At 70.9% G+C, this 15,606-nt stretch carries 14 protein-coding genes; 2 read left to right on the top strand and 12 right to left on the bottom strand.

Translation table 11 applies throughout. The annotated features are described in order from the left end of the window. The 7 genes from V1457_RS19425 to V1457_RS19395 all read right to left on the bottom strand — a co-directional run bounded on the left by V1457_RS19425 (window position 1) and on the right by V1457_RS19395 (window position 8,295). Window positions 1-975 carry an NAD-dependent epimerase/dehydratase family protein gene (locus tag V1457_RS19425; RefSeq protein ID WP_338595982.1) on the bottom strand — a complete coding sequence of 325 codons (975 nt, stop codon included), beginning with the start codon at window positions 973-975 and terminating at the stop codon, window positions 1-3. Further along, window positions 972-2,096, bottom strand: a complete 1,125-nt coding sequence (locus tag V1457_RS19420) for a glycosyltransferase (protein ID WP_338595980.1) — start codon at window positions 2,094-2,096, stop codon at window positions 972-974. The genes V1457_RS19425 and V1457_RS19420 overlap by 4 nt, the downstream gene beginning before the upstream one ends. Further along, entirely contained in the window at window positions 2,093-3,469 is a 1,377-nt protein-coding gene (locus V1457_RS19415) for a sugar transferase (protein ID WP_233627175.1), read from the bottom strand. Before V1457_RS19415 ends, V1457_RS19420 begins: the two co-directional genes overlap by 4 nt. Beyond that, the gene (locus tag V1457_RS19410) at window positions 3,466-4,707 is read right to left on the bottom strand and encodes an NAD(P)-binding domain-containing protein (protein ID WP_200069442.1); all 1,242 of its coding nucleotides are present in this window, start codon (window positions 4,705-4,707) and stop codon (window positions 3,466-3,468) included. The genes V1457_RS19415 and V1457_RS19410 overlap by 4 nt, the downstream gene beginning before the upstream one ends. Then, the gene (locus V1457_RS19405) at window positions 4,707-6,029 is read right to left on the bottom strand and encodes a carboxylate--amine ligase (protein ID WP_338595978.1); all 1,323 of its coding nucleotides are present in this window, start codon (window positions 6,027-6,029) and stop codon (window positions 4,707-4,709) included. The genes V1457_RS19410 and V1457_RS19405 overlap by 1 nt, the downstream gene beginning before the upstream one ends. Before the next feature lie 3 nt (window positions 6,030-6,032). Further along, a complete protein-coding gene (locus V1457_RS19400; protein ID WP_338595976.1) occupies window positions 6,033-7,403 on the bottom strand; it encodes a nucleotide sugar dehydrogenase in 1,371 nt (456 codons plus the stop codon). A gap of 124 nt (window positions 7,404-7,527) precedes the next feature. Beyond that, the gene (locus tag V1457_RS19395; protein ID WP_295147868.1) at window positions 7,528-8,295 is read right to left on the bottom strand and encodes a polysaccharide deacetylase family protein; all 768 of its coding nucleotides are present in this window, start codon (window positions 8,293-8,295) and stop codon (window positions 7,528-7,530) included. Between the two features lie 226 nt (window positions 8,296-8,521). On the opposite strand from V1457_RS19395, the gene V1457_RS19390 reads away from it, so the two are divergent. Next, window positions 8,522-9,298: a phosphatase PAP2 family protein gene (locus V1457_RS19390; protein ID WP_200069446.1), complete on the top strand. Its 777-nt coding sequence runs from the start codon at window positions 8,522-8,524 to the stop codon at window positions 9,296-9,298. Between the two features lie 80 nt (window positions 9,299-9,378). Here V1457_RS19390 and V1457_RS19385 read toward each other — a convergent pair whose 3' ends face one another. Next, window positions 9,379-9,588 (bottom strand): DUF397 domain-containing protein, encoded by a 210-nt coding sequence (locus V1457_RS19385; protein ID WP_338595975.1) that lies wholly within the window; start codon window positions 9,586-9,588, stop codon window positions 9,379-9,381. Between the two features lie 23 nt (window positions 9,589-9,611). Then, window positions 9,612-10,466 carry a helix-turn-helix transcriptional regulator gene (locus tag V1457_RS19380; RefSeq protein ID WP_338595974.1) on the bottom strand — a complete coding sequence of 285 codons (855 nt, stop codon included), beginning with the start codon at window positions 10,464-10,466 and terminating at the stop codon, window positions 9,612-9,614. 494 nt (window positions 10,467-10,960) lie between these two features. Here V1457_RS19380 and V1457_RS19375 point away from each other — a divergent pair, with 494 nt between their 5' ends. After that, on the top strand, window positions 10,961-11,167 hold the full coding sequence (locus V1457_RS19375; RefSeq protein ID WP_295141744.1) for a hypothetical protein: 207 nt from the start codon (window positions 10,961-10,963) through the stop codon (window positions 11,165-11,167). A 71-nt stretch (window positions 11,168-11,238) separates the two neighbouring features. On the opposite strand, the gene V1457_RS19370 is transcribed toward V1457_RS19375, so the two are convergent. From V1457_RS19370 to V1457_RS19360, 3 genes are all read right to left on the bottom strand, one after another. Beyond that, a complete protein-coding gene (locus tag V1457_RS19370) occupies window positions 11,239-12,303 on the bottom strand; it encodes a 2-oxoacid:ferredoxin oxidoreductase subunit beta (RefSeq protein WP_295141747.1) in 1,065 nt (354 codons plus the stop codon). Continuing rightward, complete coding sequence (locus tag V1457_RS19365; protein WP_407074701.1) at window positions 12,300-14,234, bottom strand: 2-oxoacid:acceptor oxidoreductase subunit alpha; 1,935 nt, start codon at window positions 14,232-14,234, stop codon at window positions 12,300-12,302. Before V1457_RS19365 ends, V1457_RS19370 begins: the two co-directional genes overlap by 4 nt. Before the next feature lie 1,072 nt (window positions 14,235-15,306). Further along, window positions 15,307-15,588, bottom strand: a complete 282-nt coding sequence (locus V1457_RS19360) for a hypothetical protein (protein WP_200069452.1) — start codon at window positions 15,586-15,588, stop codon at window positions 15,307-15,309. Window positions 15,589-15,606 lie beyond the last annotated feature (18 nt).

Below are 15,606 nucleotides of genomic sequence, written 5' to 3'. Positions count from 1 at the left end.
CTACGCCGAGACGACCGGGGCCGCGCTGGTCTGCTCGTCGATCACGGCCCGGATGATGTCCTCCAGGCTCCGGGACGGTTGGAAGCCGATGAGTTCCCTGGCCCTGGCGCAGTCCGGCACCCGGCGTTGCAGGTCCTCGTAGCCGGGACCATAAGCGTCCTCATAGGACATTCGCGTGATTCCGGCCGCGGTGCCGGTGAGTTCGATGACCTTGCGCGCCAGGTCCATTATGGACACCTGCTCGTTGCTGCCGATGTTCAGCGCGGTCCCGGTGATCTCGTCCATCCCGGCCAGCCGAACCAGCGCGGGCACCACGTCGGCGACGTGGCAGAAGCAGCGCACCTGGTGGCCGCTGCCGAACACGGTCAGCGGGCGCCCGGACAGCGCCTGGCCCACCAGCCGCGGGATGACCATCCCGTAGCGGCCGCTCTGCCGCGGGCCCACGGTGTTGAACAACCGCACGATCACCGCGCTGAGCCCGAGTTCGCGCACGTAGCAGTAGGTCAGGCTCTCGTCGATCGCCTTGGCCTCGGAGTAGGTCCAGCGGGTCTTCAGCGGTGCGCCGACCAGCCGGTCGTCGTCCTCGTTGAGCCCCGGTTTGCTGTTCTTGCCGTAGACCTCGCTGGTGGAGGCCACCAGCACCCGCGCGCCCCGGCGGTGCGCGGAGTCGAGCACGTTCTCCGTGCCGTGCACATTGGTCAGCAGGCTGCGCAGGGTGCGTTCCTGGATGACGAAAGCGCCGACCGCGGCGGCCATGTGGAACACCACGTCCACTTCGGACACCAGGTCGTCCACCAGGGTGCCGTCCAGGATGGTGCCGGAGGTGAAGCGGAATTCCGGGGAATCCGCGGGCAGGTTCGCGCGGCTGCCGGTGCTGAGGTCGTCGAGGCCGAGCACCGCGTGCCCGTCCGCGAGCAGGTGCTCGACCAGGTGCGAGCCGATGAACCCGGCCGCGCCGGTGACCAGTGCCTTCATCGCACACCACCGCCCTCGCGCGCGGCGACCGGCGTCCCGGACCGCGCGCCGAGCCGCTCGTAGAGGTCGTCGATGCGGCCGGTGACCGCCTCGATGCCGTAGAGCTCGCGGATCACCGGCACGTCCATCCGGGACCGGCGATCGGTGACCTCCGCGGTGATCTCCTTGCGCAGCGCGTCCACCTCGCCGGGCACCTGCCGGGCGCGGTCGGTGCGGACGCCGGCCAGCGCCGGGCAGGTCGTGTAGAGCACGGGCATCCCGTTGCCCAGCGCCTCCAGCACCGACAAGCCGAAGGTCTCCTGCGCGGAGGAAGCCACGAACAGGTCGAACGCGGAGAACATCGCCGAGACGTCGTGCCGCTCCCCGGCGAAGATGACGTGCCTGCGCACGCCGAGCTGCTCGGCCAGGGCCTCCAGCCGCGCGCGCTCGGCGCCGTCGCCGACCACCAGCAGCTTGCCGCCGTCCCCCAGCAGCGGCGCGGCCGCCTCGATCACCATGTCGAAGCGCTTGTTCGGGTCCAGCCGCCCGAGCAGGCCGATGACGTGCGCGCGGTCGTCGATGCCGTGCTCGCCGCGCACCCGCGCCCGCGCGGCCGGGTCGAACGCGACCCGGTCGAAGTCGACCCCGTTCGGAATCATCGTGATCTTGCCGCGGCGCACGCCCCAGGCGGCCAGCCGGTCCGCGACGGTCGGCGAGACCGCGATGGTGGCTTGCGCGAACAGGTCGGTGCCGAGGTAGAGCGCGCGCACTCCGGCGGTCATCCGCCGCCGCTCCAGGTGCGTCTCGCCGATGGAGTGCTCGGTGCCGACCACCACCGGCGTCCCGGCCAGCTTCGCGGCGAGCTTGCCGTACACGCACGCCCGGTACAGGTGGGTGTGCACCACGTCGTAGCCGCCTTCGCGGATCAGCGCGCGAAGCTTCGGCAGCGCGCTGAGCTGGGTGTTGCTGCTCATCCCCAGATCGCGCACCCGCGGCCCGTCGCCGGTGATCATGCTCGCGACGTCACCGGCGTTGTAGAGCGCGAGCACCTCGGCGTCGTGCCTGGTGTGCTGCAGGATCGAGCGCAGCTGCAACTCGGCGCCACCGACCGCCAGGCCGGTGATCACGTGCAGAACTTTCATCGTCGTACTCCCCCCATCGCGGCGGCCAGCACCGCAACCGCGGTCCTGGCCACTACCATTACGTCCAGCCACGGCGACCAGTTCTCGATGTAGCGGTTGTCGAATTCGGCGCGGTCGGGGATCGAGGTGTCCCCGTGCAGCCCGTGCACCTGCGCCCAGCCGGTCATGCCGCCGGGAACCCGGTGGCGGTCGGCGTAGCGCGGCAGTTCGCGGCTGAAGCGCTCGGCGTAGCAGGGCCGTTCCGGGCGCGGCCCGACGATCGACATCCGCCCCCGCAGCACGTGCGTCAGCTGCGGCAATTCGTCGAAGTGCGTGCCGCGCAGCCACCGTCCCAGCACGCTCGTGTCCTTTTTGGACACGGTCCAGCCCTGTCCGGCTCCGCGGGCCACGGTGCGGATCTTGACCACTTCGGTGCTGCGCCCGGCTCCGGTGACGCGGCGCTGCCGGAAGAACGCGGTGCCGCCACCCAGCCGCACCGCCAGCGCCGAGGTCAGCAGCAGCGGCGCCAGCAGCACCAGCAGAGCTGCGGCCAGCACGACGTCGAAGATCCGCTTGGCCACCTTCGCCGCAGCGCTGTGGGTCCAGCGCCGCAGCGGCACCACCGGCACTCCCCACACCTCGTCCAAGCTGGCCTGCGGCAACGCCACGCCGAGTTCGTGCAGCCGCGGGACCACGCACACGTCGGCGGGCAGCGGGCGGCAAGCACGCACGATCGCCACCAGGTCCGCTTCGGACTCGCACAGCAGCACGCGGGTGATGCGGTGCCTGGCGACCACTTCGCCGAGCTGGGCAGCACGCCCCAGCACCGGAACATCGCGCCGCGGGCCGTCGTCGAGGAAACCCTCCGGCAGCAGTCCGAGTTCGGGGTGTTCGCGCAGCGCCCGGTAGATCCGCAGACCGAGATCCGATGCACCGACGATCACCGTCGGCTGCAGCAGCAACCCGCGCCGGTGCACCGACCGGAGCACTCCGCACACCGCGCCCCGGAACACCACGAGCACGCCTGCTCCGGTGCAGCCGAGCCACATCGGCGGCGTCCACGGCAGCAGCAGCACCGCCGGGCACGCCGCCGAGATCGCCAACCGCGGAATCTGGTCGCCGACTCGCAGGCAGATCCGGCTGCGGTGCTGGCCCTCGGCCGCCAGCACCGCCAGCACCGCCACGCCGTAGACGACGCCGGTCCACACCGCGGCCCCGGAGACGGCGACGGCCACGACCAGCGCCACCGCGTCCGCCGCGGGCAGCAGCACCAGCGGCAGCAGTCGCGGCATCCGGCCGGACGCCTGCTCCGGGCAGGTCACCCGGCCGGTCGGCGACCGCCGCACCCGAATCGGGTCGGCGACCGCCGCGGTCCGCGGCTCGGCAAGACTCATCCGGTCAGCCCTCCCGTGACCTCCGGAGCGCGCGAACGCCCGCGCACGCCCGCGGCCAGCTTGCCGCTGACCCGGCGCACCGCGTGATCGGCGCCGTAGACGAACCGCATCACCGGGCCGTGGCTCGGCGCGACGGCCGCACCGACGAAGAACAATCCCGGCACCGAGGACTCGTAGTGCGCATCCACCCGCGGAGTCCGCGCCAGCGTCCGCACCTGCGAGCGCAGCCGCGAGTTGACGAACCCGAGCCGCTCCAGATCCGGCGGGTAGCCGGTGGCGCAGATGACGTGCTCGGCGGTGAACTCGCGCCCGCCACCGCCGAACGTGCGCACCCCCACCGTCACCGCGTCGCCGTCCGGTTTCGCCCAGTCCACGGTGTGTCCGACGTGCACCGGCAGCACACCTTCGACGCGGCTGCGCAGCCACCACGCCCCGGCCGGGCCGAGCGCGGTGCGCGCCCGGAACACCCGGGTGCTTTCCGGCAGGTGCCGGAAAAGGTCGGGGTGCTCGGAGTAGAACCAGGTCGACAGGCCGGAGCCGAGACCGGCTTCCGGTTCCCGCATCCGGCGCCACAGCGGGCGGTCCGGCAGCAGCGGCCGCCCGTTCCACGCCACGCTGCGGGCGCGTGCGATCAACCGCACGTCGGCGCCGCCTTCGTGCAGCAGCGCGGCGGATTCCAGCGCCGACTGGCCCGCGCCGACCACCAGCACCCGGCGTCCCTCGAATCCGGCGAGGTCGGCGTGCTCCGAGCTGTGCGAGCACAACTCCGGCGGCAGGTCGGAGAAGACTTCCGGAATCCGCGGGAAGTGCTGCACTCCCGCGGCCACCACGACCGCGCGGGCGCGCGCCCGGCCGCCGTCGGCCAGTTCCAGCTCGAACGCCCCGCCGCGCCGGTCGATGTCGTCGACCAGCACTTCTTCCACGTCCAGGCCGCGCTGTTCGCGGAACCAGTCGGCGTAGGCGATGAAGTTGTCCAACGACACCGGAACCCCGTAATCGGCGTAGCCGCGGCCGGTCTCCTGGCAGAAGTTCCGCAGCGTGTGCGAACCGTCCGGATCGGACAGGTTCGAGGCGAAACCTTGGGATTTCAGGTACATCCCGCGCGGCATCTTGGTGCGCCACAGGTCCATCGGGTGGCCGAACTGCCGGTACCGGACCCCGGCGGCGCGCAGGTGCGCCGCCAGCGACAGCCCGTACGGCCCCGCGCCGACCACGGCGACGTCGACGGTTTCGTTCATCAGCGATCCTCCTTGACTGCGTACGGCGTCCGTCCCCGATGCCGGCTGCCGCCATCGCGTCCGCGTTCCTCGTAGCGCGGCGGGTCCACCAACCGCTTCCCCGGCTTCGCGCCGAACCTCCGGGTGAGCGCGCGCCTGCCCATCCACACGCACATCAGCGCGAACGGCGCGAGGTCGTCGCGGGCGAACCACGCCACTTCGTCCACCCGCCGCAGCGACCGCAGCCAGTCCCGCAGCCGCAGGTCGCCGCGCCGCCAGTAGCTCAGCGCGCCGAGCGGGTCGTAGTTCTCCACCAGGAAGCTGCGGCCCACCGGCGGCAGTCCTTCCGCGACCCGCTGCCCGGTCAGGTCCAGGTAGGCCGCCAGCGCCACGTCGATGCCCGCGGAATCGCGGAACAGCCGGAACTGCGCGCCCAGCCGCGGGTTGAAGTCCAGCAGCTTGTAGCGCCCGTCCCGGTGGTCGAAGCGGAAGTCCAGATCCGCGATCCCCCGGAAGTCCAGCCGCTTCAGCAGCTCGGTCGCCTGCCCGCGCAGCAGCGTGTTCGACGTGCAGCGCCCGAAAGTGGTCAGGCCGGCATGTGCCGGGTAGGACCGCGCCTTGACCCCGGTGAACGCCGGGCGGCAGCCGGCGGAGCCGCGGTATCCGTGGAAGAACCAGTCGTTTCCCGCGCCGCCGGGCAGGAACTCCTGCAGCATCAACCGGCCTGCGCGCTGCTGTTCGCATTCGCGGGTGAGCGCGAGCAGCTGCGCGCGCTCGCGCACGATCGTCGTGCTGCGCACCTTCATGGCACCGGTCCACGGCGTGGCCAGTTTGGCGATCAGCGGGAACCCGGCCTCGACGGCGAACTCGATGGCCTCGGCGGTGGTGCCGATCAGCTCCGCGCGGGGACTGGGCACCTCCAGCTCCCGGCAGACCTGGTGCAACGTGAACTTCCCGGCTACCCGGCGCGGCAATCCGGCGGGCGGCTCGGGGAAGACGAACGAGCCGCGCAGCGACGAGCCGTGCTCGGCGAGGTGGATGGCGGCGGCGTCATCGGTGGGGATCAGCACCGCGGGCCGTCCGAGCCGCTCGGCCAGCGCCGCCAGCCCGATGTTGATCCGCTCCGGGTCGTCCGGATCCGGGCGCCACAGCCAGCGTCCCCGCACGTGGCGGGAATGCGCGGCCGGAGCCGTCGGGTCCTCGTGCACCGCGTACACCGGCACCCCGGCGCGGCCGAGGCTGCGGATCACGCCGAGTCCGCCGTGGTGCAGCACGTTCGGGTCCAGCTTGAACACCACTGCGGGCGTGCTGGTGTCGAAGGCGACCGGGTCCGGGACTCGCATGGCTCACACGACCTGCCGGTGCGGGGCCAGGTCGAACTGGTACGTCGCGTCCAGCACCCGCGGGCAGTCCCCCGCCCAGCCGTAGTCGAATCCCGGATGCACGGTGTGCACCACCACCAGGTCCCAGTCCTGGCCGCGCGGGGCGGGTTCGCTGCGCAGCCGGGAACCGTCGGGCAGCTCGACCTCGTCGATCAGCGGGTCGTGGTAGCGCACGTCCGCGCCCATCCGGTGCAGCTCGGTGATGATCGGCAGCGACGGGGATTCGCGCAGGTCCCGGACGCCTGCCTTGTAGCTCACCCCGGCCAGCAGGACCCGCGCGCCCGCGACTTCGCGGCCGGACTCGGCGAGCAGCTGGCCGGCCCGGTGCACCACCTTCTCGGGACGCTGCTCGATGGAGTGCATCGCCTGCTCGATCACCGGCGCGCCCAGCCCCTGCTCGCGCAGCTGCCACAGCAGGTAGTGCGGGTCGCACGGGATGCAGTGCCCGCCGACACCGGGTCCGGGGAAGCTGCCGAGGAAGCCGTAGGGCTTGGTGCCCGCGGCGATGGTCACCTCGATGGGGTCCAGCGCCATCGCGCGGCAGACGTCGGCGACCTCGTTGGCCAGCGCCAGGTTCACCGCGCGGAAGATGTTCTCGTAGAGCTTGGTCAGCTCCGCGGCTTCCGGCGAGCCGACCAGGTACACCGAGTCGGTCAGGTCACCGATCACCCGCGCCGCCCGTGCCGCGCACTCCGGCGTGACTCCGCCGACGATGCGCGGGGTTTCGCGCTGCACGTGGTCGTGGTTGCCGGGGTCGATGCGTTCCGGGCTGAACGCGACGTGGACTTCCTTGCCCACCGTCAGCCCGCGCCGCCGCAGTGGCTCCACCAGCAGGTCCCGCGTGGTGCCGACGAACGTGGTGGAGGTGAGGATGATCGTCTGGCCGGCCCGGGCGTGCGCCACCGCCGTCGCGCAGGCGCCGCGCAGCGCGGAGAGGTCCGGTACCCGGTCGCCGTCCACCGGCGTCGGCACGCACACCACGATCGCGTCCGCCTCGCCCAGCACCGAGGGATCTTCGACCAGCCGCAGCGAGCCGTCGGCGAGCGCGTCGCGGACCAGCTCCCGTTCCGGTTCCGGCAGATCCACGTCGCCGTCGGCGATGGCCCGCAGCCGCGCTTTGCTCACGTCGACCCCGACGACGCTGGAGCGGCGCGCGGCCAGCCCGCACGCGGTGGGCAGGCCGACGTAGCCCAGCCCGAGCACGACCACGGTTTCCTGCCGCACCGGCGGCGCTTCGCTGACCGGGACGCCCGCCGGTTCGCGGTAGGCGACCAGCCGATCCGACAGGTGGCGTTCCCGGCCGTTGATCGCCAGGGCCAGTTGCTGCTGGGTCACGTTGCCCTCCCCCGAGATTCACCTGGTCGCCGCGGCCCCCGCGCCGGCCTGCTCGCGCCTTCGCGGCTGACGACACAGTCGCAGCTCAGGGCCGAAGGACCCTCCCGCAACAGCGGTAGTGGCCCTACCGGAAACGCAGGAACCTCGGTGCCTCGCGCCGGTCGGAAAGCCGGTGCCGAGCCCGTTTCGCGTCCAGCCGCAGCGATCCGTCCCGGTCGCCGATGTAGGTGCGCGGCAGGGCGTGCGGCCCGGAAAGCGCGGACCGCCAGATCGCGCAGCCGTAGCCGTAACCCGCGTTGCGCACCGCGCGCACCGCCTGCTCGTCCAGCTCGCCGTACGGGTAGCAGAACCCGGTGACGTCCTGTCCGGAGATCTTCTGCAGCTGCATCCGGCTGTGCGCGGTCTCGCCCGCCAGCTCCACCGCGTCCAGTCCCGGGAGCCTGCGGTGCAGCGCGCCGTGCGAGCCGATCTCCATGCCGCCGGCGGCCACTTCGGCGACCTGCGCGGCGCTCATCAGCGGTTTCCGCGGCCCCTCCGGGTCCCAGGTGTTCTCCCCGCCGAGGCGCCCGCTGAGCACGAACACCGTCGCGGTCCAGCCGAAGCGGCGCAGCAGCGGGCACACCGTCTCGGCGAAATCGGTGTAGCCGTCGTCGAAGGTCAGCCCGACCAGCCCGCGCCCACCACCGGCGCGCCGCGCGGCGAGCAGGTCCCGCATCGAAACCCCCGTGCACCCGCGCGAACGCAGCCAGCGCAATTGCCGCTCGAACCGTTCCGGAGAGACCGTGACCAGGTACGGATCCTCGGTGTACGGGGTCACCGAGTGGTACATCAGCACGTACGGGAACGGCCGCGGCAACTGCGACCGAACGCCACTTTCCGCCGTCTGGGTCATCACCGGCCGCCTTCCTCGGCTCGCGGGTCCTCGGCGGACGATCGCACCCGGATCGGCGACGTGGTTCGGGCACGAAGGTGAGTCCGCCTACCGCATCCGCATCAGATGGCCGCCCGCCGCGGTAGGCGAAACTGCGGCGCGCAGCCCGGTCCGAACGATGATCGACTCTCCGGCGGTTGAGTAGACTCGGCCGGGTTCGCCGCACCCGGACCCTTGGAGCACCGCAGTGACCCCGGCAACGCAGCCCGAGCCTCGAACGGACACCGAGCAGGCCGGAGTGCGGGACCTGGTCGCGGCTTACCCCTGGCTGCCGGTGGTGCTGGGGCTGCTAGTCAGCGCGCTGGGCGTGTGGTGCTTCAGCGGGTTGGCCGAGCAGGTGCACCAGGGCGGGCCGCTGCTGCGGCTGGACGAGCACCTGCTGCGCGTCTCGCTCGGACTGCGGTCGGCGCCGCTGATCGCCGCCCTGTCGGTGCTGACCTGGCTCGGAGATGTGCTGGTGGTGCTGCCGGTGAGCCTGCTCGTGGGTGTGCTGATCGGGCTGACCAGGCGTACTTGGGCGCCGCTGGTGCTGCTGGCGGTGTCTTCGGCCGGAATGGGCCTCGCGGTGAACCTGATCAAGATCATGATCGCGCGGCCGCGGCCGCTGGTGGTGAACGCGCTGGTCGTCGAGGACGGTTTCGGCTTCCCGTCCGGGCATTCCGCGCAGTCGGCCGCGCTCTACCTGCTGCTCGGCGCTTTCGCCCTGCGGCTGCTGCGCGCCCGGTGGGCGCGGGCGTGGGTATTCACCGGCGCGGTGCTGGCGATCGTGCTCACCGGCTTCAGCCGCGTGCTGCTCGGGGTGCACTCACCCACCGACGTGCTGGCGGGCTGGATCCTCGGCGCCTCTTGGTCAACCCTGCTGCTGAGCCTCTGGCTGTTCGCCGAACAACTCCCCCGCCTGATCAACACCCTCGTCGCCCGCAAATCCGCACCGGCTTCCGGTCCCCCGCAGGCTTCTGAGTGAACGGCCTGTTCGTCCAATCTAGTAGGACCAAAGTTCCGTTCACTCCGAACGAACGGGTGCCGACCCGGCCGCTGGCAAGATCAACCGGCCAGCGCGCCCGACCGCACCGACGCCAAGAAGGCCGACCACGCGGAACCGGGCACGGCGAGCATCCCGCTGCCGCGATCCTTCGAGTCCCGCACCCCGACCACATCGGCCTCCACCGCGAAACCGACTTCGACGCACTCGCCATTGGGGTTGCTGCGGGCCGCCTTGCGCCACGCGACGTAGGACAGATCCGACTCCGGCATGACACGCCTCTTTCTTGCTCGTCTCACAAAACAGCGGCTGCTTCGACCAGCATCGTGCGCGAGTCCGCTGGGCTCACGGTCAACCGATCGAGCTCACGCACCATGAACATACAGTGATCAACGTCGCCGGGGTCCTCCTGGTAGACACTTCCCCGGTAGTGCTCGACGTACACGAACGCAGGAGCGTCTTCTTCCGGGAACTGCATGGCGACGAAACTGTTCGCCATGGCCGGGTGCGCTCCGACCGCGAAGGGCACCACGCGCAGATCGATATGCTCGCGACCGGCGCAATCGGCCAGTTGCTCGAGCTGGGCGCGCATGACTCCCGGGCCGCCTACCGGGCGCCTGAGCACCGCCTCATTGAGATAGAAGCGCAGCTGAGGAGGGTGCTCGCCGCCCAGCAGTTCCTGGCGCTTGCGCCGCAGCTGCGCTTTGCGGGTCAAGTCGTGCTCGGGGATATCGGGTGCGGACGTGCGCGTGATGGCTTTCAGGTAGTCCTCGGTCTGCAACAGACCAGGTACGTACTCGGCCTGATAGCTCCAAACCGTCTCCGCGTCAGCTTCGAGGCCGACGATCTGGCGTGCCCATTCCGGAAGCGTGTCGCGATAGGCGGCCCACCAACCACGCTCGTTCGCTTCCCGCGCCAGGCGTAGCAGCGTCTCGGTCGTGCTGGTGTCCACGTCGTAGAGCTGACACAGCGCACGCACTGTCTGCGACTTGATCGTCTGCTTCGCCTTCTCGATCTTGCTCACCGCGGATTGCCCGATGTCGAGCCATTCCGCAGCGTCTTTGATCGTCTTGCCGGAGTCGTGGCGCAATTGCCGAAGCAGCGCGCCGAGCTGGCGACGGCGAACACTCGGACCTGGCTTCTTGGCCACAGGCGAACCTCCAGTGCTGATCACAAGCCGTCGAAGTTTCGCACGCACGACCAGGACGGCGGCGCCGTCCTCCGAACGGGTTCAAGATCAAGGAGAAGCTCGTATTCGATTGCCCACAGGACATGTCTCATGGAACTCTCTGTATGTTGATCAACACACTCGGTGCACAACCCGCAAGACCCTCCCCTGTGCCGCGCCGGCGTTCCGCGCCGCGCCGCCGCGATCGGTTCCGCGCGCCGGGAACCACCCCCGAGGTCGCGGCCGTAGCGCACAGGGACTCGCCGGGCCGATGCACCGGTCCCCTCGAATCGGTCCGGCGGGCCATGCCACCGGCCGGGGCACTCTCCCGCCCCGGCCGGTGGTCCCCGACTCACCGACGGAAGCCGATGCGGCGAATGGACATTCCCCGAACGCACCGAACCGCCCCGGACCCGATCAGCGAAAACCGCCCGGTCGGCGAATGCCGCCCGGGCGCTCTGCGGCCCTGCGGGGCCGTGATCATCAAATACGCGCGGTACGCGGTCGGGCTGCGCGGGCCTCGGCAAGTGCACCTCGTCGCGGAGGACGCGGTGCAGGGGCGGCTCGACGAACGGAGCGTGGTGCAGACGCTCTGCGGCCGCCTCGGCTGGGGTCCGCTGAACGACCCGCCGCACGGCTGGCCGCTGCATCCGGACTGCCGGACCCGGGCATGTCCGGAGTGACTCCGTCCAAGCTCCCCGCGACGTGAAAAGACCGCCGCCCCGGCTGGAGCGGCGGTCTGCGACCCGTCGGGTCAGATCGTCCAGGTGTCGTGTCCGGTGAGCAGGCCCTGCAGGTCCGGCGGGTTCGTCTCGGTCGCCGTGGCGGTCTGCTCGCGGGCCTGGTCGTCGTAGGTGGGCCGCGGAATCGAGCGGAACACGCCGGTCACCGTCGGATCCAGGTGCTGGCCGCCGAGCCGGGACAGCGCGTACGCCAGCGAGCTGTCCTCGCGCTCGGCGTCGTGCACGACGATCTCCGAGGAGTCGACCTCGTCGAGCTTTGCGACCTTGAGCTCGCCGGACGAATCCCGGACCACACCGCGACGTTCGTCCTCCGGCCCGAACACGATCGGCTCGCCGTGCGCCAGCGGGATGATCCGGCGCTGCTTCTCGTCGGAGTCCTTGAGCACGTCGAACGCGCCGTCGTTGAAGATCGGGCAGTTCTGGTAGATCTCCACCAGCGCACTGCCGCGGTGCTCGGCCGCGGCCTGCAAGGTCTCGGTCACGTGCTTGCGATCCGAGTCCAGCGTGCGGGCCACGAAACTGGCCTCCGCGCCCAGCGCCAGCGACACCGGGTTGAACGGGGTGTCCACCGAACCCACCGGCGTCGACTTGGTGACCTTGCCGACCTCCGACGTCGGCGAGTACTGGCCCTTGGTCAACCCGTAGATCCGGTTGTTGAACAGCAGGATCTTCAGGTTCACGTTGCGCCGCAGCGCATGGATCAGGTGGTTGCCGCCGATGGACAGCGCGTCGCCGTCACCGGTCACGACCCACACGCTCAGGTCCGGCCTGGTGGTGGCCAGCCCGGTCGCGATAGCCGGGGCGCGGCCGTGGATGGAGTGCATCCCGTAGGTGTTCATGTAGTACGGGAACCGGCTGGAGCAGCCGATGCCCGAGACGAACACGATGTTCTCCCGCTTGAGCCCCAGCGTCGGCAGGAAGCTCTGCACCGCGTTGAGCACGATGTAGTCGCCGCAACCGGGGCACCAGCGGACTTCCTGGTCGGACTTGTAGTCCTTGGCGGTCTGCTTCTCGTCGGTGGTGGGCACGCCGTGCAGGCCGCCCACTTCCGGCAGTCCGAGGTCCGTGGTCGTCACGCCGCAACCCCCTGCACCACATCGGTGAGCACGTTCTGGAGTTCTTCCGCTTGGAACGGCAGGCCCGCGATCTTGGTGTGGCTGTGCACGTCCACCAGGTAGCGGGCGCGCAGCAGCATCGCGAGCTGTCCCATGTTCATCTCCGGCACCACGACCTTGTCGTAACGCCGCAGCACCTCGCCGAGATTCCCGGGCATCGGGTTCAGGTGGCTCAGGTGGGCCTGCGCGACCGCCATGCCCTGCCCGCGCACCCGGCGGCACGCCGCGCCGATCGGGCCGTAGGACGAGCCCCAGCCCAGCACCAGCACTCCAGCCTGCTCGGAGGGGTCGTCGACCTCGATGTCCGGCACCTCGATGCCGTCGATCTTGGCTTGGCGCAGCCGGACCATCTTGTCGTGGTTGTCCGGGTCGTAGGAGATGTTGCCCGCGCCGTCGGCCTTCTCCAGCCCGCCGATGCGGTGCTCGGTGCCCGGCGTGCCCGGCACCGCCCACTCGCGGGCCAGCGTCTCCGGGTCGCGCACGTAGGGCCAGAACTCGCCGGAGCCGTCCGGCGCGTTCGGCTCGGTCGCGAAGCTGACCCGCAGGTCCGGCAGCTTCGTGACGTCCGGGATCAGCCACGGCTCGGAGCCGTTGGCCACCGCGCCGTCCGAGAGCAGCAGCACCGGAGTCCGGTAGCGCAGCGCGATCCGCGCCGCGTCCAGCGCCACGTCGAAGCAGTCCGCAGGCGACTTCGGCGCGATCACCGGCACCGGCGACTCGCCGTTGCGCCCGTAGAGCGCCTGCAGCAGGTCGGCCTGCTCGGTCTTGGTCGGCAGCCCGGTGGACGGGCCGCCGCGCTGGATGTCGCAGATCAGCAGCGGCAGCTCCATGGTCACCGCCAGCCCGATCGTCTCCGACTTCAGCGCAAGGCCCGGCCCGGACGTGGTGGTCACGCCCAGCGCACCGCCGAACGAGGCGCCCAGCGCCGCACCGACGCCCGCGATCTCGTCCTCGGCCTGGAACGTGGTCACGCCGAAGTTCTTGTGCTTGGCCAGCTCGTGCAGCACGTCGGAGGCCGGGGTGATCGGGTAGGTGCCGAGGAACATCGGCAGCCCGCTGCGCTTCGCCGACGCGACCAGCCCGTAGGCGAGCGCGACGTTGCCGGTGATCTGGCGGTAGGTGCCCTTCGGCAGCGTCGCCGGGGCGACCTCGTAGGTCACGGCGAACGCCTCGGTGGTCTCGCCGTAGTTCCAGCCCGCGCGGAAGGCGAGCACGTTCGCCTCGGCGACGTCGGGCTTCTTGGCGAACTTCTCCCGCAGGAACCGCTCGGTGCCCTCGGTCGGGCGGCTGTACATCCAGGACAGCAGGCCGAGCGCGAACATGTTCTTGGTGCGTTCGGCGTCCTTGCGGCCAACCCCGGCGGGTTCGGCGGCACCGCGGGTCAGCTCGGCCATCGCCACGTGGTGCACGACGTACGGGTCGAGTTCCCCGCTGTCGAGGGGGTTCTGCTCGTAGCCGACCTTGGTGAGGTTGCGCTTGGTGAACTCGTCGGTGTTCACGATCAAGGTGCCGCCGCGCGGCAGGTCGCGGATGTTGGCCTTGAGCGCGGCCGGGTTCATCGCGACCAGCACGTCGGGGCGGTCCCCGGGCGTGAGGATGTCGTAGTCGGCGAAGTGCAGTTGGAAGCTGGACACCCCCGGCAGCGTGCCCGCGGGAGCGCGGATCTCGGCCGGGAAGTTCGGCAGCGTGGCCAGGTCGTTGCCGAACGCGGCCGCTTCCGAGGTGAAGCGGTCACCGGTGAGCTGCATGCCGTCGCCGGAGTCCCCGGCGAAGCGGATCACCACCCGGTTGAGCTGCTGGCTGTTCGTGGCCGAGGCGGCATCGGAGCCTGCCGCCGTGGCCGCACCCGCCCCCGGACGCTCCGGCGGCTGGTGCCCGTTCGTCGTCACCAATGGACCCGTTCCCTTTCCAGCTCGCAGGCGCCCGCGAGCCACTCCTCCGCCCTGTGGCGAACGATACAGCCCACCTCGGTGTTCCAGGTCCGATCGCACCCGGCGCGCGGCCATTCGGCAGCCCGGAAAGGGGTGCCGGTTCGGCCGCTGCGGCGATTGTCCGCGGCTTTTCCGCGCGGACGGCCGATGCGGGCGGCCGAATGGGGGCCGACTCGTCGGCGGACGCCTGCCACCGGAGCAGTCGGGAAAACTTTCGAGCTGTTTTCGCAGTTTGCGGTGCGGGGTTCACGTCGTCCGCCACCGACTCTACCAAAAGCGCTGTCGGCACTTTCCGGAGCGAACGTTCTCTCCGGCTGCGGTGACCAACCGCGACGAGGCGGATTCACGCACGCTGGCGCACGCCGATCGGACCGGCCGCGCACCGCGGAATTGCGCTCGTGGAGCGGAAACGCGGGCCCGGCGAGCGGGTGAGCCGGGCCGACGCCGATCTCCGCGAGCCTCCCGCGCTCGGCGGAGATGCTGCGCACAGCGCCGGTGGGCACCAGAAGGACACCTGCACCGGAGCGCCTCCCCACCCGGCGCCGTCGCCTGCACACCTCGCGGGAGAACCGTCCGGACACGCACTGGAAACGCCTTGTTCATACGGCACGCCTCCGACTACCGAACGTCCCGGAAACCGGCTATCGCGTTTTCCGGAGTGACCAATGGCACCAGTCGAAGCCGCGGCGGAAACTCCCTCCGGAAACCCGGGACGAGCGCCGCCGAAAGCAGCGCCGTGATCAACACCACGGCCGCCCGGCGAACCGGCGAACGCCTCCCCCGGGTAACTCGGCAGCAGCTTCCGGACAACCCCTTCGAAACGGGAGGCAATGCCACCGCTGCATCAATCAAGCGATCCGCGCGCGATCGCCGAGCAAACTCGGCACTGTGATCTCGCTCATAAGAATTCCCGGAATCGTCAATTGCGCCGGCGGGACCGGCGCGCACTCGCTGCACCGGCCCCGCCCCATTCACCCGGCTCCCGGGCCTGCCCGCCGCGGGAACCCCGGACCCCCAGGTCGAGCTGCCCCGGTCAAGCTCCCGGCAGCGCCAGCAGCGCCGCCACGCACGTGCTCAGATCCCCAGTGCGCCCCCAGACCGTCTCCCCCTGCGCGCCCGTCCCGCGGATCCGCGCCGCGCGACACTCGTCCCGGTCGAAGATCCACAGCGCGTCCGTGCCCGCCGGGCAGTCCCGCCAGCCGACCAGCCCGGCGATGTCTCCGTCGGCGCCCGGGAAGGACCGGAAGGACCATCCCGCCGCGCGCAGCTCGGCCAGCCCGGCCAGCTCCGGGTGCTCCGCCAAGGCGGTCCGCACTTCTCCGCCGGCACCGCC

Origin of the sequence: Saccharopolyspora sp. SCSIO 74807 (assembly GCF_037023755.1) — a bacterium.
In the GTDB taxonomy this organism is placed as follows: Bacteria; Actinomycetota; Actinomycetes; order Mycobacteriales; family Pseudonocardiaceae; genus Saccharopolyspora_C; species Saccharopolyspora_C galaxeae.
The sequence above is the reverse complement of the archived record's forward strand: the minus strand, read 5'-3'. Positions and strand labels throughout refer to the sequence as shown.